Here is a 23,856-nt window from a genome sequence, read left to right on the forward strand (position 1 = left end):
TTACTCAGCTTGTTCAGCAGAAGCTTGAATACGAACAGACATACCATTACGTACACGCTGTAGGCCTTGAGTGATGACTGCGTCGTTTTTCTCTAATCCAGAATGAACAATCACACCACCTTCAACCTGACGACCCATTTCGATGTTTCTGCGCTCAGCAACGGGTTCGGCTTCTCCTTCAACTAATACCATCACGAAGTCGCCTTCGAGGTCGGTTTGCACTGCACGACGAGGAATAGTCACAACATCAATAGGTTGTTTTTCACGTAGATCAACGCGAACGTGTTGGCCTGGAAGTAGTTGCTGATTCGGGTTATCAGCAATCGCACGCATCGCGATCGTACCAGTATTAAGGTTGATACGGTTGCCCAAGAAGTCAAGCTGACCTAGATGTTCGAACGCTTCACCGTTCTCAAGCATGATCTGAACTTCAACACCTGCAGAGTCGCTGCTGCCATCGCCTTCGATGCGGTCCATACCCAGCTCAATACGCTCACGCTCACTGATGCTGAACGATGCATGGATTGGGTCTAGGCTAACCAAAGTTGTCAGAACACCTGAAGACGGTGAAACTAGGTCACCTTTACTTACTTTAGTGTCACTGATTCTTCCAGAGAAAGGCGCGATAATTTTGGTGTGAGAAAGTTGGACATTCGCGGCGTTTAACTGAGCTTGGCTTGCTTCTAACTGTGCTTGAGAACCTAATAGGTTTGCCGTTAATGCATCAAATTCAGATTGAGAAATACTGCCCTTAGGAAGTAGGTTCTTACCACGATTGAAATCAAGTTCGGCTTTTTTAAGGTTGGCATTCGCTTGAGCAACAGCCGCTTTCGCGCTTGCTACTTCTGCTTCAAATGATGAAGGCTCAATTGAGTAAAGCAATTGCCCCTTCTCGACCATTTGGCCTTCTTTGAAATGGCGGCTTTGCAGGTAGCCAGAAACTTGTGCAGTAATTGCCGTGTCTTCAACGGCTTCAATACGACCGATGTACGACTTACTTTGTTGGTGAGAAACGACGCTAACATCCTGTACAGCTACGAGAGGTAAAGGCGCTTGCTTGGCATTCTGAGCATCTTGCCCACATCCAGCAAGAATAAGAGAGCTTGCAAGAGCAGTAAGGATCAACTTTTTACGCATGGTTATACCGTCACTTATTAGTATTTGAACAGCATAAAATTTACGTAACACCTCTGTTACCATTGTCCGAGGAATATCAATTATAACTGGCCAAAGTGTATCAATATGTTAATTGAAACCAAGTGCTTATAAAGTAATTACAAACACGCTACAATTCCTAAGTAAATCAATCTCTCAGCTTTTGTTCTCTATGGATATTGTCTAACATAATGTATTGTCAGACAGATAAGCATTCACATTTAATTGTTAAGGAATTCTCATGATTTCAAAATGGGCTAAACGTTTCTATCAAATGGCGGAATTGGTCGGTTCTTGGAGTAAAGATCCTTCAACTCAAGTCGGCGCCGTAATCACTAAGCACAACCGCATTGTTTCTGTTGGTTTTAATGGCTACCCACATGGCGTGTCTGATAGTGCGGATACTGATGACAGAGAGATGAAGTACCTCAAGACACTTCACGCTGAAGAAAATGCGATCTTATTCGCCAAGCGTGATTTGGACAGCTGTGAAATCTGGGTGACTCACTTTCCTTGTCCAAACTGTGCAGCCAAGATCATCCAAACAGGAATTTCAGCAGTACACTGCCCAGAGCAAAGTGAAGACTTTCTTTCGCGTTGGGGCGATAAAATCAAAGTGAGCCAAGATATGTTTGAACAAGCAGGCGTAAAAGTCGATTGGTTGCCACTGGCTGACCTAGATTAAACGAACAGATAGCAAGAACAAAAAAGCCGAGAGTCGATCTAATCGCTCTCGGCTTTCTTTTGTTTGGACTTATAGTTTGGACTTATAGTTTAGAGACTATAGCTTGGTCACTGTAAACTGATGAGCAAACTAAGCGCTCGTTGGGAATGCTTCCGCGTACGCTTCCATAAAGTCTTTACGAATATCTTGCTCTAAATGAATCGCTTTTTCGGTCGGACAGAAGATCATAAAGTGCACTTCTTGCTCACCTGTCGAACTGCTTGTGATATGGATGTGAGGCTCAGAACCCGGAAGGTCAACACCAGCGTGCTTTTCGATCACACCGTTGTAACGGCGAGCAACATCGATAAACTCTTCGCAATGCTCTTCAATTTTCACAATAAGACCCGGCACCATAGGGTATAGGTTTACAAAGTCTTTCACCGTCACAAAAAAGTTATGATAAACATAGCGCTTCATAAAGTTGAGGTTCTTTACCGGATAGGTGAAGAACATACTATTAGGCAGCGTGGCTGTCTTACCAGTGAAGTGATATTGCCCATGATACAAATCGATTTCTTGAATCACAGTCGCCATCAAATTGTGCTCAATCACCTCACCGCTTATTTTACCCACTTCGATCCAGTCGCCGATTCTAAATGAGCGAGAACTCGCACGCTGAATAGAACCGGTGAAACACAAAATGATCTCTTTTGAAGCCACTACTATCGCAACAGCAATGGCCGTGACAGATAGCGCAAACTCGCTGATTTCGGATTTCCACAACACAAATAACGTTACAACAATAATCGCGAATGTGCCGTTTTTGGTTCGTGACATCCAGTTACGTTGGTCTTCACTAAGCAAAGCAACATCACCTCTTATTTGAGATAAGGTGATTCGGCGAATGATTAAAATAATAGTGATAATCAACGCACTAAAAATAAACTTATGAGCGAGTAGAAAATCAATTACTTGCCACACTTTTTCCATTACTTATTCCTTAGCATTACAACGACGAGCTTTACAACGATTAGCGGAGACTTCGCTATGAAAAAGCGCTCAACTCCTGAGCGCTCGTTTACAATCTGGTATTAGCCTAGCTAAGGCTATCATTTTATCTTGGCAGAAGTAATAAATTGACCAAAAGTTTCACACCAAATCACAACCGTATTAAATCGATTAAGATCAGTACCTTCGGGAAGCTCAACCATAAAACGGTCGAATGTTTTCACATCTCCGACTCTCAGTAACTCGCTCTTGCTGTCATTGAAAGCTTGCTCGGTTTCAATGAACTTAGGTGAGAGGTAGACCTTGTAATCAGGCCCCGGCGCCAATTCACCTTCAAAAGCGATCGCACTTTCAGACACAGAAACGATACCTTCTCCCCAGTGCAAGAAGTCACTGTCTTGTCGATCTTTAGTGAACTCACCCGTGTAGATAGCCTGCTCACTGATCGCTTCAACAGAACTTGAGGAAGGAGAATCAGGCTCAATCAAGATAGGTAATGCGTAAACACCCAGCCCAAAACCAAAAGCACCCACGGCTAAGTGGGTGCAAAGTAAAACTAACTTTTTCATTGCGTACTCCCTTATGCTTAAAGAGAGTATTATTGAATACTCTCAAAAAAAACAAAGAGATATCGTGCTAAAGGCCGCTATTTTTGGTAGTGAACGGCTGTGCGTTGTGACAGTTCAACAATCACTTTAACCGCCTGTTCCATGCCTTGAATGGTAATGAACTCATGAATACCGTGGAAGTTGTAGCCACCAGTAAAGATATTCGGACATGGTAGCCCCATGAAAGATAAACGAGCACCGTCTGTACCACCTCGGATTGGTTTAACCATTGGCTCGACATTGCACTCAATCATCGCCTGCTTGGCCAATTCAATAATATGTTGATGCGGTTCAACCATCTCTTTCATGTTGAAGTAGCTATCGGTTAGCACCAGCTCAACACGGCCTTTCTCAAGGCGCTCATTCAGCTCATCGACTTTCTGCTGCATGAATGCTTTACGCGCTTCTACACCCTCACGTTCAAAATCACGGATGATGTATCCCAGTTCAGAGCGAGCCACACCCATTTCCGCCGATTTCAGGTGGTAGAAGCCTTCATAACCTTCTGTGCACTCTGGTGTTTCTTGCGCAGGCATCATCAATTGGAATTGCGCTGCAATGTTCATCGAGTTCACCATTTTATCTTTTGCGGTGCCCGGGTGAACGTTCACGCCATGACAGATAACATCGGCGCTCGTGGCATTGAAGTTCTCAAATTCCAACTCCCCTACTGGGCCACCATCGATGGTGTACGCCCACTCGGCGCCAAATTTTTCAACGTCAAACAGGTTCGCACCGCGACCAATCTCTTCATCCGGCGTGAAACCAATGCAGATGTCGCCGTGTTTGATGTCTGGATTCGCTTTCAGGTAAGCAATTGCACTGATGATTTCAGCGATGCCCGCTTTGTTGTCGGCACCAAGCAGAGTTGTGCCGTCAGTCGTAATCAGGTCGTGACCATGTAAAGAATCAAGATCTGGATACTGGCTTGGGTTCAAACTCTCGCCACTTTCCCCTAATTCAATCGTTCCACCTCGGTAATCTTTAATCACTTGTGGTTTCACGTTGGCGCCTGATGCGTCAGGAGCGGTATCCATGTGCGCCACAAAGCCAATCGCAGGCACATCGTAATCGACATTCGACGGCAGTTTCGCCATCAAGTATCCATTGTCATCTAAAGACACATCAACTAAGTCTAATGCCACCAATTCTAACTTTAAGGCTTCAGCAAAGGTAATTTGACCCGGTGAACTTGGGCATTGCTGATTAGAAGGATCGGATTTGGTATCAAAAGTAACGTAATTCAGAAAACGTTCTACAAGCTTTTCCATAATTCATCTCACCATGGATTAAGTAATTGATTTACTGACTTAATTATTATGTCGATAAGTGATACATCGTTAAATAAATACGAGCACAGAGTCAGTAGCGAGGGTTTTCATCTTACGCCCCTGACCATGTATGTAATTGCTCTAAATCATTATTGTGCGAAATTAGATGCGCTTCCTATACTTGAAAACAGAGGGTTTCGTCAGTTCAACATTGCATACGGATGATAAGAGATCGCTTTGTACGCATTCTACGCCCTCCGCTCTCAGCCTAACAAAAGTACAAAGTGGATGATGATCACAATTTATCCTTGATGCAGAATCTGTCATACGTTACACGGAGACACAGTTATGACGATTAATAAATATTTCATTTTCTCTCCTCAAGCCTCTGAGGAAACTCTTCGACCAGTATTAACTGAGAAAGAAGTTCAAAGGCAGGAAGCTCTAAGACAGGCGCAGATCCAGGGTGGATTAGACACAAACGCGACCTCGTAACTCAATGAATACCTAGCACTATTAAGACCCCTATAAAAAAGCTCTACGCTCTATCCGGTAGAGCTTTTTTTATTTTTGATCTGTTCTCCTCTCCCCCACTCCCAAACAAGCTGAACATTAAACCTTCGCTCATTGCTTGTTGTTCTTCACTTCTCGATCACCAATTGGCTCATAGTTTCTCGCGAATGTATTTTCACGCATTGCACACACTAGCTTGCAGCGCTGAGAAATGACTCACTAAACTCCCCGATGCCATACCTTGTCGTGTCATTTTGTGCTAATAATTCATATTCGTTTTCATTCCTCACTCGCCCTCTTTTCAAAACTATAATGCGAGTACCAGAGAACCTAACCACAGGAACCCCGAATTCAATGGAATATTCAAAGCTAGGAAGTAGTCAAATTCCCGTTTCCCGTATCTGTCTTGGCAGCATGACTTGGGGGCTACAAAATACGCAGCAGCAAGCCGACCAACAGATCGAATACGCATTAAGCCAAGGTATTAACTTTATCGATACTGCAGAGATGTACGCGGTTCCACCTTCTCCAGATACCTACGGAAAAACAGAAGCGATCATTGGTAACTGGTTATCGCGTAACCCACAGCGTCGACAAGAGTTGATCATTGCGAGCAAAATTGCCGGGCCAGGGCTTCCTTGGGTTCGAGATGGCGGCCCGATAACGGGTGAAGCGGTGATCGCAGCCGTTGACGCATCATTAAAACGCCTACAAACAGACTATATCGACCTTTACCAACTTCATTGGCCAAATCGTACAACGCCTCACTTTGGTAAGCATTTCCCGAATCACATTCGATTCAGTGATATTGACCGAAAGCAGCATGAAGCTGAGATGTTGGAAATCCTACAAGCACTGGCAAGCTGCATTAAGGCGGGGAAAATTCGCCATGTCGGGCTTTCAGATGATTCTACTTGGGGCATTAACACTTACCTCAAGCTGAGTGAAAAACACGATTTGCCACGTATGGTTTCGATTCAGAATGAATTTAGCCTACTGCACGCAAAAGACTGGCCATATCTGATTGAGAACTGTGTGCATGAAGATGTAGCTTACCTGCCATGGTCACCTTTAGCTGCAGGCATGTTGAGTGGAAAGTACATCGATGGCGCAAGACCGGAAGGCAGCCGTTGGACTTACATGCAACGTAAAGGCATTTTCCGTGACACTGAATCTGCCAACGAAGCGGTTAAAGGCTATGTTGAAGTAGCAAACGCTCATGGATTTACTCCGAGCCAACTGGCATTGGCATGGTGTAATCAAGTTGATGGGGTGACGTCCACCATCATCGGTGCAACGACCATGGAGCAATTAAAAGAGAACGTAGCCGCTTTTAGTAAACCGCTATCAGAAGAAATCCTGACTGATATCAACACAGTATTTAAACGCTATCCTGCTCCGTATTAGGCTGTCAGTTCAGCTTAACTTAGGTGAGTAAATCCCATAAGAGCGCGCTATTTAGTGCGCTTTTCTTTTTTAAGTGAGTTGCTTTTGCTTTTTATGTAGATCGCATTGAGTCATCACGCTTTTGGTTCGCTAACCTTTGCTCTATAATGCGCGGGCTTATATCTAGGATAAAAACATGATTTCAAAAAACCAATTAAAACTCCTTCGTGCTTTGGGCCAAAAGAAACAACGTAAAGCCCACGGCCTGTTTCTAGTTCAAGGTGAAAAGAACGTTCTTGAGCTGTTCAATAGTGACTTAGTCGTGAAGAACGTCTTTGCTACCGCTGATTTCTTATCTGAAAATCACGCATCACTGATTGAGTTTGATTGTGTTGAAGCCTCACTGGATGACCTAACCAAAGCGAGCACTTTGGTAAGTAACAATGCAGCGATTGCGGTTGTTGAGATCCCAACGTTTGAACTACCAGAAGCGACAGGACTGATGATTGCACTTGATGGCGTTTCAGACCCTGGCAACCTAGGTACGATTATTCGCGTAGCAGACTGGTATGGCATCAAGCATATCGTTGCGAGCAGTGATTGCGCAGACCCATACAACCCTAAAACTATCAGCGCGACTATGGGCAGCTTTGGCCGAGTACACGTAAGTCAAACTGACTTACCAGCTTACTTAGAGCAAGCGAATCTACCGGTTTACGGTGCATTTTTGGAAGGCGAAAGTGTTCATAAGACTGACTTCACTGCAAATGGCATTTTGCTGATGGGCAGCGAGTCTCACGGTATTCGTGAACACGCCGCTAAATACGTGACAGATAAGATTACGATTCCAGCATTCGGTGGCGCAGAGTCTTTGAACGTTGCAATGGCGACTGGCATCATTCTCGACAACATGCGTCGTCAGCACAGCTAGGTCTCATAAGCTAACGATCCAGTCGACAATGTTCAAATATTAAAAAAGGCGTATTGATTAAATCAGTACGCCTTTTTATCTAAGTTCTTTTCAACAATTACTTTTCTAGCATTGCCAACTTATCAGCGACACCATTCCACTTCTCAGCGTCATCCATTGGTGCTTTTACTTCCGTTTGTACCGGCCAGATTTCGGCAAGCTCTGCGTTCACTTCGATAAAGATTTTTTGATCTTCTGGTAGCTCATCTTCTTGGAAGATCGCTTGAGCATCACATTCAGGTACACATAAACCACAATCAATACATTCGATTGGGTTGATTACCATGAAATTTGGGCCTTCATGGAACGCATCTGCGGGGCACACTGCCACACAGTCTGTGTATTTACATTGAATACAATTATCGCCTACGACAAATGCCATGATGCTCTGCTCTATAAGTTAGTCAAAATTGAAGAATGGGGATAATACTCATCCCAAAGCAAAATTCAACATCATACGGCTCTAATATCGTGTCTATTTGCTCCATGTTTCCAAATTAGTATGACAGATAAATCAATTTCTCGTAAAATGCGCGCCATTGTGAGCTTATCGCTTCTTTCAACATCAGCGTTTTCATCAAACTCTGTATAAAGAAACGAACTAGCTAAGACACCTATAAAAACGAGACATCGAAATGATACGTTTAACCGAAATTAAACTCCCACTAGACCATGAAGAGTCTGCTATTCAAGACGCTATTGAAGCGAAACTTGGTATTAACTCTGATCAGGTACTCTCTTTTAATATCTTTAAACGTGGCTACGATGCTCGTAAGAAATCAAAGATCTTACTTATCTACACGCTTGACGTTCTCGTTGAAAACGAAGCTGAGTTGTTAGAACAATTCATTAGCGACCCGCACGTAAAAGTGACTCCTGATATGGAGTACAAGTTTGTTGCTAAAGCGGTTGAGAACCAAACTGAGCGCCCTGTGGTTATCGGTTTTGGCCCATGTGGTCTATTCGCTGGCCTAGTGCTTGCTCAAATGGGTTTCAACCCAATCATCGTTGAGCGTGGTAAAGAAGTTCGTGAGCGTACGAAAGATACCTTTGGTTTCTGGCGTAAGCGTACGCTGAACACAGAATCAAACGTACAGTTTGGTGAAGGCGGCGCAGGTACTTTCTCTGACGGTAAGCTGTACAGCCAAGTTAAAGATCCAAAGCACTACGGCCGTAAAGTAATTGAAGAGTTCGTTGCTGCGGGTGCACCAGAAGAAATTCTATACGTAAGTAAGCCGCACATCGGTACCTTTAAACTGGTTACCATGATCGAAAAGATGCGCGCTTCTATCATTGAACTTGGTGGCGAAATCCGTTTCAGCACTCGTGTTGACGACGTTCATATGGAAGATGGTCAAATCACTGGCCTAACGCTTTCTAACGGTGAAGAGATCAAATCTCGTCACGTGGTATTGGCTGTTGGCCACAGTGCTCGTGACACGTTTGAAATGCTGTACGATCGTGGCGTTTACATGGAAGCGAAGCCTTTCTCTGTTGGTTTCCGTATCGAACACAAGCAATCGATGATCGATGAAGCTCGTTTCGGTAAGAACGCAGGCAACCCAATCCTAGGTGCTGCGGACTACAAACTCGTTCACCACTGTAAGAATGGCCGCACTGTATACAGCTTCTGTATGTGCCCAGGTGGTACTGTGGTTGCTGCAACGTCTGAAGAAGGCCGCGTAGTAACGAACGGCATGAGCCAATACTCTCGTGCAGAACGTAACGCAAACAGCGCGATCGTTGTAGGTATCGACCCAGAGCGTGATTACCCAGGTGACGCACTGGCTGGTATCCGTTTACAACGTGAACTAGAAAGCGGCGCTTATGTTCTTGGTGGTGAAAACTACGATGCACCAGCTCAAAAAATCGGTGACTTCTTGAAAGGTCGCGATCCAAGTGCAATCGGTGAAGTACAACCGTCATTCACGCCGGGTATCCACCTGACTGATATTTCAAAAGCGCTGCCTGATTTTGCTATCGAAGCGATTCGTGAAGCAATCCCAGCGTTCGAGAAGAAGATCAAAGGTTTCTCTACGCCAGACGGCCTACTTACCGGTGTTGAGACACGTACGTCTTCTCCTGTATGCATCAAACGTGGCAAAGACTTCCAAAGCATCAACCTTAAGGGCTTCTTCCCGGCTGGTGAAGGTGCAGGCTACGCAGGCGGTATCCTTTCTGCTGGTATCGATGGTATTAAGGTTGCGGAAGCACTTGCTCTGTCAATGGTAGAACAGAACCAAGCAGAGAAGATTGAGATCGCTTAAACGCTTTCGATAAACCCAAGCTAAATAGCGAACACCCAAAACTGAAAATCCAGTGTCTTGTCGACACTGGATTTTTTTATGTGCATGTGACTAGCGGTGAGCAAGCAACATGGTAGAATGCCGCCATTAATCTTATCCTTGTATAAGATTGTTAAACCTTTCCATCGCTATTTAGCCAAATCATACCGAGAAACTTATGCCATTTTCCAAGCTTGGATTAAGCTCACCTATTGTTAAAGCCGTTGCAAAACAAGGCTATGAAAAGCCAACCTCTATTCAAGAAAAAGCAATTCCGATTGTTCTTTCTGGTAAGAACCTTATTGCTGCAGCACAAACAGGTACAGGTAAAACTGCGAGCTTTGTTCTCCCTATCTTAGAAATGCTAAGCAAAGGTGAAACGCAGCGTAAAAAACGTATCCGCGCAGTTATCCTGACACCAACGCGTGAGCTGGCAGTTCAGGTTGAACAGAACATCACTAAGTACGCGAAGTTCCTAAACCTAACATCACTAGCGATGTACGGTGGCGTGTCTTACCAACACCAGAAAGATCGTCTTATTGAAGGCGTGGATATTCTTGTGGCAACACCAGGTCGTTTGATCGACATGTACGGACAACGTGCCGTTCACTTTGATGAAGTGGAAGTACTGGTTCTAGATGAAGCTGACCGCATGCTAGACATGGGTTTCATTGAAGACATCAACAAGATCATCGCGCGTCTACCACAAGACATCCAAAACCTGCTGTTCTCGGCAACGCTTTCAACGCCAGTGCGTGCACTAGCGAAAAGTGCAATCAGTGAAGCGGAAGAGATTTCGATTGCCAAGACTGATGCGTCTAAAGCGAACATTGAGCAATGGTTGGTAACGGTAGATAAAGACCGTAAGTCAGCACTATTGAGCCACATGATTACCGAAGGTAACTGGGACCAAGCGCTTATCTTTATCGAAACCAAGCACGGCGCGGCTAAGTTGGTTGCTCAACTTGAGAAACGTGGTATTCAAGCGGAAGCTTTCCACAGTGGACGTAGCCAAGCGATTCGTGAAAAAATCTTGGCTGACTTTAAGAAAGGTCGCCTAAAATACTTAGTCGCGACGGGTGTTGCTGCTCGTGGTATCGATATCGACAACCTAAGCCGCGTAGTGAACTACGACATGCCATTCCCAGCAGATGATTATGTTCACCGTATTGGTCGTACAGGCCGTGCTGATGCATCTGGCGAAGCGATCTCTTTCCTATCAAAAGATAACTTCAAAAACCTGTGCATTATTGAAAAGCGTCTTGGTCACTTGATTGAACGTCGCGTTGTTGAAGGTTTCGAACCACGCAAAGAAGTACCCATTTCAGTATTGAACTTCGTTCCTAAGAAGAAAAGAGAACAGCAACAAGGCTAAGTAATTTCAGCGACAGAAAATGCAAAGTTGCATTAACCAAAAGAAAAGTCGCGTTAGCCAAAATGAAAATAAAACGAAGCCCTATGTGGCTTCGTTTTGTTCTTTGAAATACATATAACGTTGAGGCAATAAGATGATCACTCCTATCGCAACGAGATTAACCCGCGGCCAAGACCTAAAGCTAGAGATCCAGAGGCTAGTGACAGCGCACAATATCTCCGCGGGCTCTATTGCGTCTTGTGTCGGATGTGTTTCTCAACTCAATATTCGCTTAGCTAATGCCAACAACACCAAGCTAGTTCAAGCTCCGTTCGAAATAGTCTCGGTGATGGCAACGCTAACCCCAAACCACCAGCATGTTCATATATCCGTTGCTGATGAGAATGGCAACGTGATTGGTGGGCATTTGCTTGAAGGGACGATTATCGCAACCACCACTGAACTTATCGTTCACCGCTACGATACTTTGACCTTCAGCAGAGAGCACGACGATTCGACGGGTTACACTGAACTTACTATCGGCACTAGCAAATAACTGATTGACCCATAGCAACACCAAACGCCCCATATAAAGCGATACTACCAAACAGCAATTAGGAAACACGATGGCTTCAAACTCCGCAGATTCCGTTATCGTTCTCGATTTCGAAACCACAGGCTTATCACCAAACATGGGTGACCGAGCGATTGAGATCGGTGCGGTTAAACTCGTTAACGGCGAAGTCGTCGACACCTTCCAACAACTCATGAATCCAGGGGTTCGTGTGAGTGGCTTCATTGAAAGCTACACCGGCATTACTAACCGCATGCTGAACACCGCGGCCAGTTGCAGTGAAGTGATGGATGAGTTTGCAGACTTTATTCAAGACAGTCAGCTTGTTGCTCATAATGCATCGTTTGATAAACGCTTTCTCGACGCAGAATTAGACGATATAGGGCGTGATTACAACGGACAGTTTGTATGCTCAATGTTGATTGCTCGTCGGCTAATCCAAGACGCTCCAACCCATAAATTGGGCGACCTAGTTCGATTCAAGCGCATAGACAACGACGGCACTTTCCACAGAGCATTAGCCGATTCAGAAATGACAGCAAGGTTGTGGTTATTAATGATCGATGAGCTGAAGAGTGACCACGGTATTCAACAACCGAGCTTCCAATTAATGCAGAAAATATCGAAGACAGCCAAAAGTTCGATTCCAAAACTACTGATGAGTAACAGGGGTTAGGTTCCGAAATTCACCTTAAAGTGTGATGAAAGGCTAGCTCGATAATGACCGCTAGCCTTTAAAAAGAACGCTCTACTCTTGCAATGACTCCAACGTTCCTTTGAGGCTTTCTAACTCATTCATAAAATACGCCCACTGCTTGTTACTGCTGGTCGCGGCCATATCTACTAAAAACTTGGCTGATGTTTCCATATTTTGGTTGAGTTGTGACTCAAGTTCATCAGGATAATAAGCTTCATTGTTTAAAAGCAACTTCATGATAATCGGCTGAGCAATATGCAGATCGCTCTTCTTTGCCATCAGCGTCGTTAGCTCTTGATAGGTGTTGTTTTGATATTGTCGCCAACTGCTATTGGTATTTACCCACTCTTTAGACCAAGCCAAAATAATCTGTTTTTGTTCTTTCGATACTGAACCTAACCACCGTTCTGCGCGCTCTTCTATTCTGCTTCGGTATCGCTCTCTCGAATCGGCATCGTTCAACGACAACCTTTCTTCATAATAGTCTTGCTGCTTTTCACGAAAGTTCTTTAAAAACTCCCTGTCTTGCTTAGGGCTAAGCTGCATACTCAAGGCGTAAATATCTGGAGCGAACTTATTGACGATTGTGCGAATATGCTCTTTCGTTTGTTCACTTTGGCCCACAATAAAAGCGGGATTCATATCCGACCGATCTACGTTTTGAATCGCTTCTAATTGCGAGATGTACAGAGGTAGCTGAGTTTCTTTATGCCATTTTTGTAATATATCTAATCGCTCTTCAAGCTCTGATTCTTGGCTATTTGAGAGGGAAACAAAATCTTCTATATAGCTAACGACAAACCAACCTATATTGTTATAGGCGAACTTGGTCCCGCACCCAGTAAATAGAAAACAGATCACTAAAACTAACCACCGGCACTTTCTCATTCTACCCTCTCACGACATTCAACAAAGCCACAAACCGATTAACTCATCCCTTTAAGGTTAGCCCAGTTTTTATAACGCTAATTCTAGCTCTTATAAAAGTAGTCTTAATAAACAGTGGTCGTAAAAACTTTGAGATAAATTGAGACCCAAACTTGCTAATCTAGCTATTTAGGCAAATGATTAAACTAAAAATAATTAATGGCAGTGATGTAACTTGATTTTATTACTCATTTGACGTGATACGAGCCCTATAAATGAGTTGGGTTGACGTATTTAAAATGATTGATATTTGGGAGGGAAGCTATGGCCGCTATTCCTGATCATCCAAGCGATTTAGAATATGAGCTTTGTTATTTTGATGATGGTTCAATAACCACAATCACGATATTGGTTGACAATCGACAGGAAGCGATGACTTGGTATCTTAGCGAAGGAAAACATATCAACGATCTTTATTCGATAAGACCCGATGAATAATGCTTTGGTATAGAGGACTAGGTCGATAAACCTAAGATAAGAAACTTAAGTGGCATTTTGTGGAACACCCTTTACTGCAATGCCATTAATTAGCAATGTCGTTAATTAGACATATCGCAGCAAAGGGATTCAGTCTCGAATTACTTCAGGATTCGGGCGCGGAATTGACGACCCTTCATTTTACCTGATTCGATTTTGTTCAGTGCTTTTTTAGCCACAGATCTTTCTACCGCTACGTAAGCACGCATTGCAAACAGATTGATCTTACCTACTGATTTACCATCAATGCCGCCTTGGCTCGTCAGTGCGCCAAGAATATCACCAGCACGAAGCTTAGCTTTCTTACCGCCATCAATTTGGATGGTAACCATGTTTGAGTAGTACGGCTTAGCAATTGGTTTTGCTGGCAGTTCAGATGGCTCGATTGGCATGTCCATGTACTCATCAATTTGAGCAACACGGTACATCTCTTTTTCGCTAAAGAAGCTGATCGCTACGCCTTTGCTTCCTGCACGGCCAGTACGACCAATACGGTGTACGTGAACTTCAGGGTCGCGAGACAATTCAAAGTTGAACACAGCATCTAGGTTATCAACATCAAGACCGCGAGCCGCAACGTCTGTCGCCACTAGAATCGAGATGGTTTTGTTTGAGAACTGAACCAAAGCTTGGTCACGTTCACGCTGTTCCATGTCACCATGAAGTTCGATAACACTGAAACCGCGGTGGCTTAGCTCATCGTTTACGTTCTGCACTTCTTTCTTAGTGTTACAGAACACAACCGCAGACTCCGGTTGGTGATGAAGTAACAGCAGCTCTAGAGCGTCATCACGAGCTTCAGAACCTTCTAACTTGTAGAAGTGTTGTTGGATGCTTGAGTGATCGTGTGTTGATTCAACCTTCACCATTTCTGGATTGCGCATAATGCGGTCTGCAACAGATTTGATCTGTTTAGGGAAAGTCGCACTGAATAGCAGAGTTTGGCGTTCTTTTGGCGCCGCTTCAATCACAGCATCCAAAGCGTCTTGGAAACCCATCTCTAGCATGCGATCCGCTTCATCTAACACAAGTGTGTTCAGCTCAGACAGGTCAATGCGGCCTTTCTCTAGGTGATCAAGAATACGACCAGGTGTGCCCACAAGAATGTGTGCGCCATGCTCTAGTGAACCAATCTGTGGGCCCATTGGCATACCGCCACATAGTGTCAGCACTTTAATGTTGTGAATACCACGAGCAAGAGTACGAATCTCTTTTGCTACTTGGTCTGCAAGCTCACGAGTCGGACATAACACTAAAGACTGAACACGGAAACGCTTAACGCGTAGGTTCTGCAGCACGCCTAAACCGAAAGCAGCTGTTTTACCTGAACCCGTTTTACCCTGACCGATAACGTCCTTGCCATTTAGGATAGTAGGAAGACTTAACGCTTGGATCGGCGTCATTTCAGTATAACCAAGAGAATCTAACGTATTTAGAAGCTCTGGTTTAAGGGCGATTGAAGAGAATTTTGAAGTGCTCAATGGAAATATCCAACTGGTGAAAAACAGAGTGCATTATGAGTGTTTTTGAAAATTATTCCACCTTAATCACAGTTTTGGAGAAACATGTTAGGCGAACACAAAAAAGCCAGCTTACTTAGCTGGCTTTGACTTCTATACGAATTGCTTTCTATGGCACACCGTGACCTTTAGATGCCACCCATACGCGATACCACTGTTCGCGCGTCAGCTCGATTTTCAGTGCATCAACGGCCGTCTTCACACGCTCAATCTTACCAGAACCAATAATTGCAATTGGACTAGATGGTAAACGACGAACCCAAGCGTAAATCACTTGATCAATGCTGTCTGCACCGACTTCTTGACGAATCGCCTCTAGCTCATCACGAACGCGAACCGCTTGCGCTGAATCACCACTGAAGATGCTACCACCACCGAGACAAGACCACGCCATCGGGCGAATGCGGTTCATCTGCAGTTGATCTAGCGTGCCATCATGAGCCACTTCGAAGTTCAATGGGTTGATTTCAACTTGGTTGGTCACTAACGGCTTACCGAGTCGAGATTGAAGCAGTTCGAACTGACGCGGTGAAAAGTTAGAAACACCGAAGTGCTTAACTTTACCTACTTTGTGTAGCTCTGCGAACGCTTCTGCTACTTCATCGGCATCCATTAACACGTCAGGGCGGTGAATCAACAATACATCGATATCGTTAACACCTAAGTGCTCTAATGAGTTATTTACTGATTGGTAAATATGCTGCGCGCTGGTGTCATAGTGATTGATCTTACGATCTGGAGTGTGGTCACCACATAGGTTGATATCGCACTTGGTGACGATTTGAATATCATCACGAAGGCTTGGTTCAAGCGCTAAAGCCTCACCAAACAACTTTTCACATTGGTAGTTACCGTAAATATCCGCGTGATCAACAGTTGTGATGCCAAGATCAATATGTTGCTTCAGGAAAGTCAGGCGTTGTTGCGGGGTCATGCCCCACTCTGCTGTACGCCAGTATCCTTGCACCAACTCAGAAAGTTCTGGGCCTTGTGGCGCTATCGTTACTCTTGCAACCATGGGTTGTCTCCTTTATCAATACTGAACGTATCCTAAGCTCGTTTTACCGAAGGCTCAACGTATAACAAATGGCAAAGCTAAACGCTTATTAAAAATGTGAGAGCCGCAGAAAAACGAACACTTAAATGAATTATAACTTGCTGTCTGCCCGCGAGCCGTTCTCCTGAAAGGCTTGTTTAGCCTAATAAATAACGAAACTATCTATAAATTTGAGCAATTAAAAACGATTAAGTTCAACCGTTAAGTTGTCACCATCACTCTGTAACTGAATCCAAGGAGAAGTAGAGCTAGAAGAAGATAAGCTAGGCACATTCCACACACTCAGTTGCTCTGCTGAACCGTGAGGCGCGTTGATGAATTCGACCAGCTGTTTATCCACCTTATCGAAACCAACACCTTCATTTCGAGCTTGTTCGAGTTGAGCTGTAACATCGAATTCATCTTCACCAATACGAATTGAACTGAGAGCAAAGCCATCTTGGCGAAGGTATGCCTGAAGCTTTGTGTAACTTAGGTCCGAATATGGCAGGTTTAAGCGAACCGTTTCGACACTTGAGTCCCCCAACTCCAGTTCAACATACACATCCAGGTCGTAATATTGGGTTAAGTCACTGCACAACAAAGTACCTTCGATCTCACCACAATCCATCAACTCGATATCATTAATATAGTTTTGAGAATTCGGCAGACTTGGGCTGCTGTTAAATACTGTTCTTAGCCACCAGCTTTCGGTTGCTTGCGCTGAAAATGAAATAGCATTGAGGGACAGCATTAGAGGCAAGATTAGAACTTGAAAGATTTTCATCGACTGGGCTTATTTAGCGCTATATGAAGTGTCCATTATACGTGACCAAACGACAAACAACTGCTCGAGTCGCAAATTTTAGGCGAAAAAAAACGGGCATACATGCCCGCTAGATAATTTCATCACCGAATAACGTAATCCGTCACGTTGAGAACCATTACGAAAGAGAGAATATCACTCTCCCACAACAGTTACAACATGACATACCCATTACTTGTAGCCACCTTCAATAGCAGGCTCTTCAAGCGACAATCTGACTTTGTTACGTTGAATAGCTTCTGGCGGCAAGCTGATGAAGCCGTATTGGTTCAAAACGACTTGATGATCTTGTGACAAGGTAAGCCCAACAAAGAACTCCTCTTGTTCCGTAAAGCCTTTGCGATGCGCTGGAATATTCAAGTACATGTAATAAACCGTTGCTAACGGGTAACGACCAGAGAGGATCGTTTCTTTGTTTAGGTCGTAGTTCACACCTAGGTTATCAACCACGCTCAACCATTTCACATCAGAGATCTGATCTGAGTAAACGGTGTAACCAATGGCGGCATCTTCGTCTTCAATCTTATTAATCAGATCAGGTAAATCCGCTAAGAACTGAGTATGGGCATATTCTCCTTCTGTTCCACATTCGACCCAACTTGAAAAGGTAGTATGGCCTTTCAGGTTGTGATCAATGGCAAAGGGCAACATATGAGTATCTAGGCTTTCACCGTTACGAATATCACTACTTGCTGACCATTTTGGATGTTTAGGATCGTTAGAACAACCAAACACATCAATTAATTCAGCGACGGTGATTGATGTCGCAGGGTTATTTTCATTGGCTAGAATCGCAATCACGTCAGCGGTAAACATCAGCTCTGTTGGCCTATAACCGTAACGCATATCAAACCTAGCCATCTCTTTGTCAGTCCACTTTTTGGAAGTGATACCAACACGCGAGCGCTGCATGATCATCTGTTCTGGGACGCTGTCACTCAACAAGATTTCTAAGTCGATCTCTTGGCTCTTAAGCAGATCTTCTACAAGCCCCTGCATATTCGGCTCAATCGCGACCAAACCAATGTCACTGGCATCATTCGCGAACGTCGATGCAGAGAACAACATAGGTACAGCAGCAAGCAGTAAGCCCGATTTATTCGATAGACGTTTCATTACTGGCCTCCTACTGGATCAATCGACGTTTTAGACTCAACATCGCTATTACTATCGAGCTGCATTTCTGAAGTGAAGATGTTCCAAGATGGATTCACTTCCATGCTTTCTGTCTTAATCACCGCAATCGTTCTGCGCTTACGCTTGTGAAGGTGCTGAGTTAAGCTGGTTATCTGAGTAAACTCTTGTTCGAAGATACGCTCACCATTGATGCCTCTATCAATCAATGCGTCTCGAATCACGCCAGTTCTTTTCTTGGCCAATGCTTTGTTATAAACGTTTGTACCTTCAGCACTGGTATCTCCGACCAAGGTAACCGAAGCATCAGGCTGCTCTCCTAGTAAACGCACCAACTCATTTAATACAGCGGTATGATCAGGTTTAAGGTCATACTTATCAAAATCAAATGCCACACTTAATACTTCAATATCTTCGACAATTTTCCAATTAGCACACCCTTTAATGTCTACCGTTACACCTTCTGGCGTATCGGCACATAGATCTCGCTGGTTAATCACACCATCTCGGTCATTATCCGCTAAGTCATCAATTTGGTGGCGTGTCATTGTCGTATCAGGCGTTTCTGCACATCCCATTAGCAAGATAGAGCTAAGTAGCGCTAGTTTAAAATATCTCATTACTTATTCTCCCCTTGCCACTCTTCTGGATGTTCAATCCTCAACGCATACGTCAACATACCCATCGCATTTAACACTCGATAAGCCGCTAACGTTTGATCATATTCAGTGCTGATGAAGTTTCTTCGAGCCAAAAACACTTCTACTTTTGCATCCAGTACATCAAGAAGGCTTCGTCTGCCAACATTGAATTGCTGGATATAGCCAAGCTCTGCAATTTTCGCTGCATCAACATTCTGTTGAAGTAAGGATTTTTGCTGCTCAAGCATTTTGTAAGCGTTCCAAGCCAGTTGTGTACCTTCTCGAACCTCACGCTCTGTTCGTAATCGGATCGCCCTTGCCTCTTCCACTCGCCAAGCTGACGATTCAACCCTGGAGTCGGTAGAGAAGCCATTAAACAGGTCATAATCCATCGTCAACATGATACGTGCATCTTCATCGACACCGCCTGGCGGGTTAGATACGTTGTCATTCTTATTGGCATGAAGCTCAAGTTTTAGTTCTGGGTAGTAATCCCCTTTCTCGCGGCGCATCTCTTTACGAGCCGCGTCGATATCAAGCAAAGAGGCTTTGATTTCAGGGTGATTCTCGACAGCTTGTTCAAGTGCGACCTGTGCTGAGCTTGGTAATAGAGCGTAATCAAACCGGGGGTAAACCAAGTTCACCGCAGGTTTGCCAACCAAGCGTAGATACTGAGTTTGCAAATCAAACAGGTTGTTCTGAGCGGCGATAAGTGAAGACTGCGCGGTCGCGACACGGGCGGAGATTTGAGCCAGATCCGAGTTGCTACTCAAGCCTTTGCTCTTTTTATCTTGGATATCTTGATAGATCTCTTGGTGCTCTTTTACATTACGCTTAGACAATTCAAGTAGCGTCTCTGCTTTTAGGATATCGAGGTAATTTCTCACCACATCTAACGATACGTTTTCAGCTCGCGAAATCAGAGTTAGACGCTCAGCTTCTGCTTCGAACGTCAGTCGATCGACATTCGATGTGGTTTTAAAACCATCAAATAGTAACTGGGATACTTTAACGCCAATTTCCGTTCTCGTTAGGCCTCTATCATCGCTATCAAGTTTGATACCACTGTTGTAGCGCGTTTCTTCATAACCTGCTGCCGCGTACAAGTTCACTTGCGGCATATACAAACCACTCGCCGCGTCTCCGTCTCTGACCACCGATTGGTATCGGGAGTATTGCGCCAATATCTCTGGGCTATAGTCGATGGCAAAGGCCACGGACTCTTCTAATGAAGCGGCTTGAGACAGCCCACTCATTAGCAAGCAAGAAGAGAGTAAGAATTTTGAATGCATTACACTTCCTTTTATATTTATGCTTTAACCCACTTCATCGTTCACGAAGTGAGTTTTCCTTAGCTCGTAAAATAGGTTTTAACCAATAACTCAATACTGTTTTCTCTCCGGTTAATATATCGACCGCGACTTGCATCCCTGGGATAATGCTAAAGGCAGAGTTTTGTTGCTGGTCTTCGTTTAACTGAATATGGGCACGATAATAGGCGTTTCCGTCTTCCGTTTGTAAGGCGTCGGCACTCACGTAAATCACCTCGCCTTTAAGTCCGCCATAAATGACGAAATCGTAGGCCGTGAATTTCACTGTTGCACCTAACCCGTTATGAACAAACGCAATATCTTGCGGAGAGATTCTCGCTTCAACAATCAGGTCACTGTTTGATGGAATGATCTCAATGATCGGCTCGCCGGGACGAACTACACCACCAATGGTACGCACAAAGATCTCTTTGACTGTGCCATCAACGGGCGCGACAATTTCAGTACGCTTGAGTTGGTCGGCAATCGCCTGCTGGCTTTCGTTCAGCTGCGCTATCTTGCTCGCCACTTCATTCAACTGGCCTTGCACTTTGGTACGAAAATCTAAAGCGATACTTCGATGATCCGCTATCGACTCCGAGTAGGCAGCTATCTGCTTCTGCGCTGCTACTTTTGAGCTAGCAATATCACCTTTGAGTTTGACTACATCACGGTTGAGTTTAAGTAGCTCAACTTCCGCAACAGCACCGCTCGCTACCACGTCTTTCAGCATGTTGCGCTCACGAATCACAATCTCGAGGCTGCTTTCAAGAGTCTGGATATTGTTAAACGTATCGACACGAGCTTGGTCTTGTTGCTCGATACGAAGTGCCGCCTCTTCCAGTTCAGACTTCAACTGTCCTAAACGTTCTCGGTAGTTCGCCTTGGCATTCATTAACGCAGGGTGGCTTGATACATCAACCGCAATATCTTGAGGCACCAAGACCACTCGCTCATACCACTCTTTCGCATCGTTATTTAAAACGACCGTCGACAGCTCAGCCTTTAATCTTAATTGCTGAGCAAGCAAGGTATCCGCTTGTTGAGCCGACTCTAAAAACGCCGCCTTAAAACGTGTGTCTTCTAACTTAGCTAGAGGTTGCCCCTTCACTACAGATTGGCCTTGTCGCACCATGATCTCTTGAACCAGTCCACCTTCTAAGCTCTGAATGGTTTGCACCGAAAGACTTGGAACGACTTTACCTTCACCGATCACGACTTCTTCTAATGTTGCCCACGTAGCCCAACCGATAATTGATACAATGAGTAGAGCACTCAACCAAATCAGCTTTCGAGAGCGGAATGCTAAGTGGTTGTTGGTCCATTGAATATCATTACTCATGACGACCTCCCTTCACCACAGATACCGTCTTAAACCGGCTCGTACCTTTAGGTACACTTTTCTTCTGTAAAGAGAGAATTTCTTTAGGTTCACCTTCTGCCACGATTTGACCTTTATCCAATACAATCACTCGATCACACATCATCAAGAATGAAGACTTATGGGAGCTGATTAGCATTGAGGTTTCTCTCGGCATACTTTGCAGCGCATTGAAGAATTGAATCTCAGCTTGACTATCTAATGCACTGGTTGGCTCATCCATAATCAACAACTTTGGACAACGATACAGAGCTCTCGCGATGGCAACGGCTTGACGCTGACCACCAGAAAGTAACCGACCACCCTCACCGACAGGTGTTTCAAGGCCATTGCTTAGGCGCCCCATGTAACCATTCAAACCCGACTGTTGAAGAGCTTGTCTTAGCTTTTCTTCATCAACGTTGGTCGCACCAAGCGTAACGTTGTCGTAAACACTGCCAAAAATAAGATTAGTGGTTTGCCCTACCCAACCCATGCCACTACGCAGAACGCTGGTTGGCCATAATTGCCCATCGATTTCTTGATAGAAAGCTTGTCCTGTTGTTGGCAAATACTGGCGCGCAACAATCGATAGTAGAGTTGTTTTACCCGCGCCTGCCGCACCGACAAGACCAACTCGCTCACCCAGTTTGATCTCTAGGGAAATCTCCTTTAATGCAGGGCTTTGAGTCTCTGGATAAGTAAACGTCACTTCATCTAACCTAACCCCACCATCAAAGTCTCCTTTGTCGATAACTTGGTGTTTGGACTCTTCCTGAGGTAGCTCCATAATCTGATTCAGCCCTTCAACGGCCGAACGTGTTTGCTGGAACCTCAGCAATAGAAGAGAAAGCTGGTTCACCGAACTTGCAGCGCGCCCACTCAACATCACAACGGCTATCAAACCACCCATACTCAGCAAGCCTTCAGAGATCTGATACACGCCGAAGATGATCAGAGTGATGGTAACGATCTGCTGGCTGGACTGAATAGAGTGCGTCACGATATTGGAGTAATGACGAGATTGAGTCTGCCATTGAGAGAGCGACGAAATCGTCTGTTCCCAACGCTTCTGGGTAATACCCTCAGCATTGTTTTGCTTGATATCCGGAAGGGTTGTTAAGCAATCAAACAGCTGGGCTTGTCTTTGTGTCGACAAACGTGCGGTTTCATCGAATGTTTTCTCGACTTTACCTTTCATCGCAATGCTCAGCACAATCAATACCAGCATAATTGCGACTGGGACAAACATCATTGCACCACCAAGCCAACCGATAAGGAACAGGAACAGCAAGGTAAATGGCAGGTCGACTAAAGTAACCAAAGAAATAGAAGTGAAGAAATCTTTAACACTATCGAAATCTTGAAGCTGTCTGGCAAATGCGCCTACCGACTGAGGTCGATTTTCCAGCTTCATACCAAGGACTTTAGAGAACAGTTGAGAAGACAACTTGTTATCAATATAGCGCCCAGCCATGTCAGTCACAGAGCTTCGTGAGCTTCTCAACACCCAATCAAAAATAACGACAATACCAACGCCTGCCGCCAACACCCAAAGCGTGTTAAACGCTTGGTTTGGTACAACACGGTCGTACACATTCATGGTAAAAAGAGGAACTACTAGCGCGAGCAAGTTGATCAAGAATGAAGCGATAAACAGGTCTCGATACCAAGGTTTCACTTCCTTGACGACACGCCATAACCAACGGGTGTTGGACTTATTCTCGCTACGTTCATGGGATTGAACACGCGCATCATCAAGCGCTTGAGCACCCACTTGCCACACATACGATTCCACTTGAGCAACCAAGTCTTTTAACGATGTTTCTTGGCTTGAGTTGTTTTCACAATCCAATACTTGAAAGTCGCCACCGGAGCCTTGAGTGACGACAACGGGACTCCCTGTCGCGGAATTAACAGCAACAACAGGGAACTGACATTGATTCAATAATTCTTTTTTAACGTGGCTCAGCGTTAACCCCGATTTCTCAATCGCTCTTGGAAAAAGGGATTCATTGAGCCTGCCTTCATTTAAAGGTAGGCCAGACACTATTTTGGAAGGGTGACTGCGAACATTAAAATGCTCACACAACCACTCAACACAAGCTAGCCAGCTGTCTTTTTGTTCTACCAATCT

At 44.6% G+C, this 23,856-nt stretch carries 23 protein-coding genes; 9 read left to right on the forward strand and 14 right to left on the reverse strand.

Going from position 1 to position 23,856, the window contains the following annotated elements:
• On the reverse strand, nucleotides 1-1,137 hold the full coding sequence (locus AB4323_RS12875; protein ID WP_065584750.1) for an efflux RND transporter periplasmic adaptor subunit: 1,137 nt from the start codon (nucleotides 1,135-1,137) through the stop codon (nucleotides 1-3).
• 259 nt (nucleotides 1,138-1,396) lie between these two features.
• Here AB4323_RS12875 and AB4323_RS12880 point away from each other — a divergent pair, with 259 nt between their 5' ends.
• A complete protein-coding gene (locus tag AB4323_RS12880) occupies nucleotides 1,397-1,840 on the forward strand; it encodes a dCMP deaminase family protein (protein ID WP_017059490.1) in 444 nt (147 codons plus the stop codon).
• 129 nt (nucleotides 1,841-1,969) lie between these two features.
• Here the strand turns inward: AB4323_RS12880 and AB4323_RS12885 are convergent, their stop codons facing one another.
• The 3 genes from AB4323_RS12885 to pepT form a co-directional block, all read right to left on the reverse strand.
• A complete protein-coding gene (locus tag AB4323_RS12885; protein ID WP_372152644.1) occupies nucleotides 1,970-2,812 on the reverse strand; it encodes a mechanosensitive ion channel family protein in 843 nt (280 codons plus the stop codon).
• A 119-nt stretch (nucleotides 2,813-2,931) separates the two neighbouring features.
• Nucleotides 2,932-3,399: a DM13 domain-containing protein gene (locus AB4323_RS12890; protein WP_372052339.1), complete on the reverse strand. Its 468-nt coding sequence runs from the start codon at nucleotides 3,397-3,399 to the stop codon at nucleotides 2,932-2,934.
• 77 nt (nucleotides 3,400-3,476) lie between these two features.
• Complete coding sequence (pepT, locus tag AB4323_RS12895; protein ID WP_372058160.1) at nucleotides 3,477-4,709, reverse strand: peptidase T; 1,233 nt, start codon at nucleotides 4,707-4,709, stop codon at nucleotides 3,477-3,479.
• A 348-nt stretch (nucleotides 4,710-5,057) separates the two neighbouring features.
• Between pepT and AB4323_RS12900 the strand changes: the two genes are divergently transcribed.
• The 3 genes from AB4323_RS12900 to AB4323_RS12910 all read left to right on the forward strand — a co-directional run bounded on the left by AB4323_RS12900 (nucleotide 5,058) and on the right by AB4323_RS12910 (nucleotide 7,539).
• A complete protein-coding gene (locus AB4323_RS12900) occupies nucleotides 5,058-5,204 on the forward strand; it encodes a hypothetical protein (protein ID WP_017059486.1) in 147 nt (48 codons plus the stop codon).
• Between the two features lie 372 nt (nucleotides 5,205-5,576).
• Nucleotides 5,577-6,629 (forward strand): aldo/keto reductase, encoded by a 1,053-nt coding sequence (locus AB4323_RS12905; RefSeq protein ID WP_032545660.1) that lies wholly within the window; start codon nucleotides 5,577-5,579, stop codon nucleotides 6,627-6,629.
• Nucleotides 6,630-6,804: 175 nt separating this feature from the next.
• Entirely contained in the window at nucleotides 6,805-7,539 is a 735-nt protein-coding gene (locus tag AB4323_RS12910; protein ID WP_065584752.1) for an RNA methyltransferase, read from the forward strand.
• A 97-nt stretch (nucleotides 7,540-7,636) separates the two neighbouring features.
• Here the strand turns inward: AB4323_RS12910 and fdxA are convergent, their stop codons facing one another.
• Complete coding sequence (gene fdxA, locus AB4323_RS12915) at nucleotides 7,637-7,960, reverse strand: ferredoxin FdxA (RefSeq protein ID WP_010431058.1); 324 nt, start codon at nucleotides 7,958-7,960, stop codon at nucleotides 7,637-7,639.
• A 253-nt stretch (nucleotides 7,961-8,213) separates the two neighbouring features.
• Here fdxA and AB4323_RS12920 point away from each other — a divergent pair, with 253 nt between their 5' ends.
• The 4 genes from AB4323_RS12920 (at nucleotide 8,214) to AB4323_RS12935 (ending at nucleotide 12,467) form a co-directional block, all read left to right on the forward strand.
• Nucleotides 8,214-9,845, forward strand: a complete 1,632-nt coding sequence (locus tag AB4323_RS12920; RefSeq protein WP_372118883.1) for an NAD(P)/FAD-dependent oxidoreductase — start codon at nucleotides 8,214-8,216, stop codon at nucleotides 9,843-9,845.
• Between the two features lie 196 nt (nucleotides 9,846-10,041).
• Nucleotides 10,042-11,238: a DEAD/DEAH box helicase gene (locus AB4323_RS12925; RefSeq protein WP_102320726.1), complete on the forward strand. Its 1,197-nt coding sequence runs from the start codon at nucleotides 10,042-10,044 to the stop codon at nucleotides 11,236-11,238.
• Nucleotides 11,239-11,371: 133 nt separating this feature from the next.
• Nucleotides 11,372-11,773: a PPC domain-containing DNA-binding protein gene (locus AB4323_RS12930; protein WP_372152646.1), complete on the forward strand. Its 402-nt coding sequence runs from the start codon at nucleotides 11,372-11,374 to the stop codon at nucleotides 11,771-11,773.
• 70 nt (nucleotides 11,774-11,843) lie between these two features.
• Entirely contained in the window at nucleotides 11,844-12,467 is a 624-nt protein-coding gene (locus AB4323_RS12935) for a PolC-type DNA polymerase III (protein WP_372152648.1), read from the forward strand.
• Nucleotides 12,468-12,539: 72 nt separating this feature from the next.
• Here the strand turns inward: AB4323_RS12935 and AB4323_RS12940 are convergent, their stop codons facing one another.
• Nucleotides 12,540-13,376 carry a DUF6279 family lipoprotein gene (locus AB4323_RS12940; RefSeq protein WP_371724967.1) on the reverse strand — a complete coding sequence of 279 codons (837 nt, stop codon included), beginning with the start codon at nucleotides 13,374-13,376 and terminating at the stop codon, nucleotides 12,540-12,542.
• Between the two features lie 303 nt (nucleotides 13,377-13,679).
• Here AB4323_RS12940 and AB4323_RS12945 point away from each other — a divergent pair, with 303 nt between their 5' ends.
• Nucleotides 13,680-13,853 carry a hypothetical protein gene (locus tag AB4323_RS12945; RefSeq protein WP_017059478.1) on the forward strand — a complete coding sequence of 58 codons (174 nt, stop codon included), beginning with the start codon at nucleotides 13,680-13,682 and terminating at the stop codon, nucleotides 13,851-13,853.
• Nucleotides 13,854-13,993: 140 nt separating this feature from the next.
• On the opposite strand, the gene dbpA is transcribed toward AB4323_RS12945, so the two are convergent.
• The 8 genes from dbpA to AB4323_RS12985 all read right to left on the reverse strand — a co-directional run bounded on the left by dbpA (nucleotide 13,994) and on the right by AB4323_RS12985 (nucleotide 23,853).
• Entirely contained in the window at nucleotides 13,994-15,373 is a 1,380-nt protein-coding gene (gene dbpA, locus AB4323_RS12950; protein WP_372152650.1) for an ATP-dependent RNA helicase DbpA, read from the reverse strand.
• 148 nt (nucleotides 15,374-15,521) lie between these two features.
• Nucleotides 15,522-16,430, reverse strand: a complete 909-nt coding sequence (locus AB4323_RS12955) for an aldo/keto reductase family oxidoreductase (protein WP_017064347.1) — start codon at nucleotides 16,428-16,430, stop codon at nucleotides 15,522-15,524.
• A 217-nt stretch (nucleotides 16,431-16,647) separates the two neighbouring features.
• Nucleotides 16,648-17,235, reverse strand: coding sequence for a hypothetical protein (locus AB4323_RS12960; protein ID WP_017071598.1), 588 nt, complete (start codon nucleotides 17,233-17,235; stop codon nucleotides 16,648-16,650).
• Between the two features lie 210 nt (nucleotides 17,236-17,445).
• Complete coding sequence (locus AB4323_RS12965) at nucleotides 17,446-18,390, reverse strand: PstS family phosphate ABC transporter substrate-binding protein (RefSeq protein WP_102333940.1); 945 nt, start codon at nucleotides 18,388-18,390, stop codon at nucleotides 17,446-17,448.
• The gene (locus tag AB4323_RS12970; protein WP_372152652.1) at nucleotides 18,390-19,028 is read right to left on the reverse strand and encodes an OmpA family protein; all 639 of its coding nucleotides are present in this window, start codon (nucleotides 19,026-19,028) and stop codon (nucleotides 18,390-18,392) included. Before AB4323_RS12970 ends, AB4323_RS12965 begins: the two co-directional genes overlap by 1 nt.
• Complete coding sequence (locus tag AB4323_RS12975; protein WP_372152654.1) at nucleotides 19,028-20,341, reverse strand: TolC family outer membrane protein; 1,314 nt, start codon at nucleotides 20,339-20,341, stop codon at nucleotides 19,028-19,030. Before AB4323_RS12975 ends, AB4323_RS12970 begins: the two co-directional genes overlap by 1 nt.
• A 34-nt stretch (nucleotides 20,342-20,375) precedes the next feature.
• Nucleotides 20,376-21,701, reverse strand: a complete 1,326-nt coding sequence (locus AB4323_RS12980; protein ID WP_017059471.1) for an HlyD family type I secretion periplasmic adaptor subunit — start codon at nucleotides 21,699-21,701, stop codon at nucleotides 20,376-20,378.
• The gene (locus tag AB4323_RS12985; protein ID WP_372152656.1) at nucleotides 21,694-23,853 is read right to left on the reverse strand and encodes a type I secretion system permease/ATPase; all 2,160 of its coding nucleotides are present in this window, start codon (nucleotides 23,851-23,853) and stop codon (nucleotides 21,694-21,696) included. Before AB4323_RS12985 ends, AB4323_RS12980 begins: the two co-directional genes overlap by 8 nt.
• Nucleotides 23,854-23,856 lie beyond the last annotated feature (3 nt).

The organism is Vibrio sp. 10N.261.52.C11, from assembly GCF_041471405.1.
In the GTDB taxonomy this organism is placed as follows: domain Bacteria; phylum Pseudomonadota; class Gammaproteobacteria; order Enterobacterales; family Vibrionaceae; genus Vibrio; species Vibrio crassostreae_C.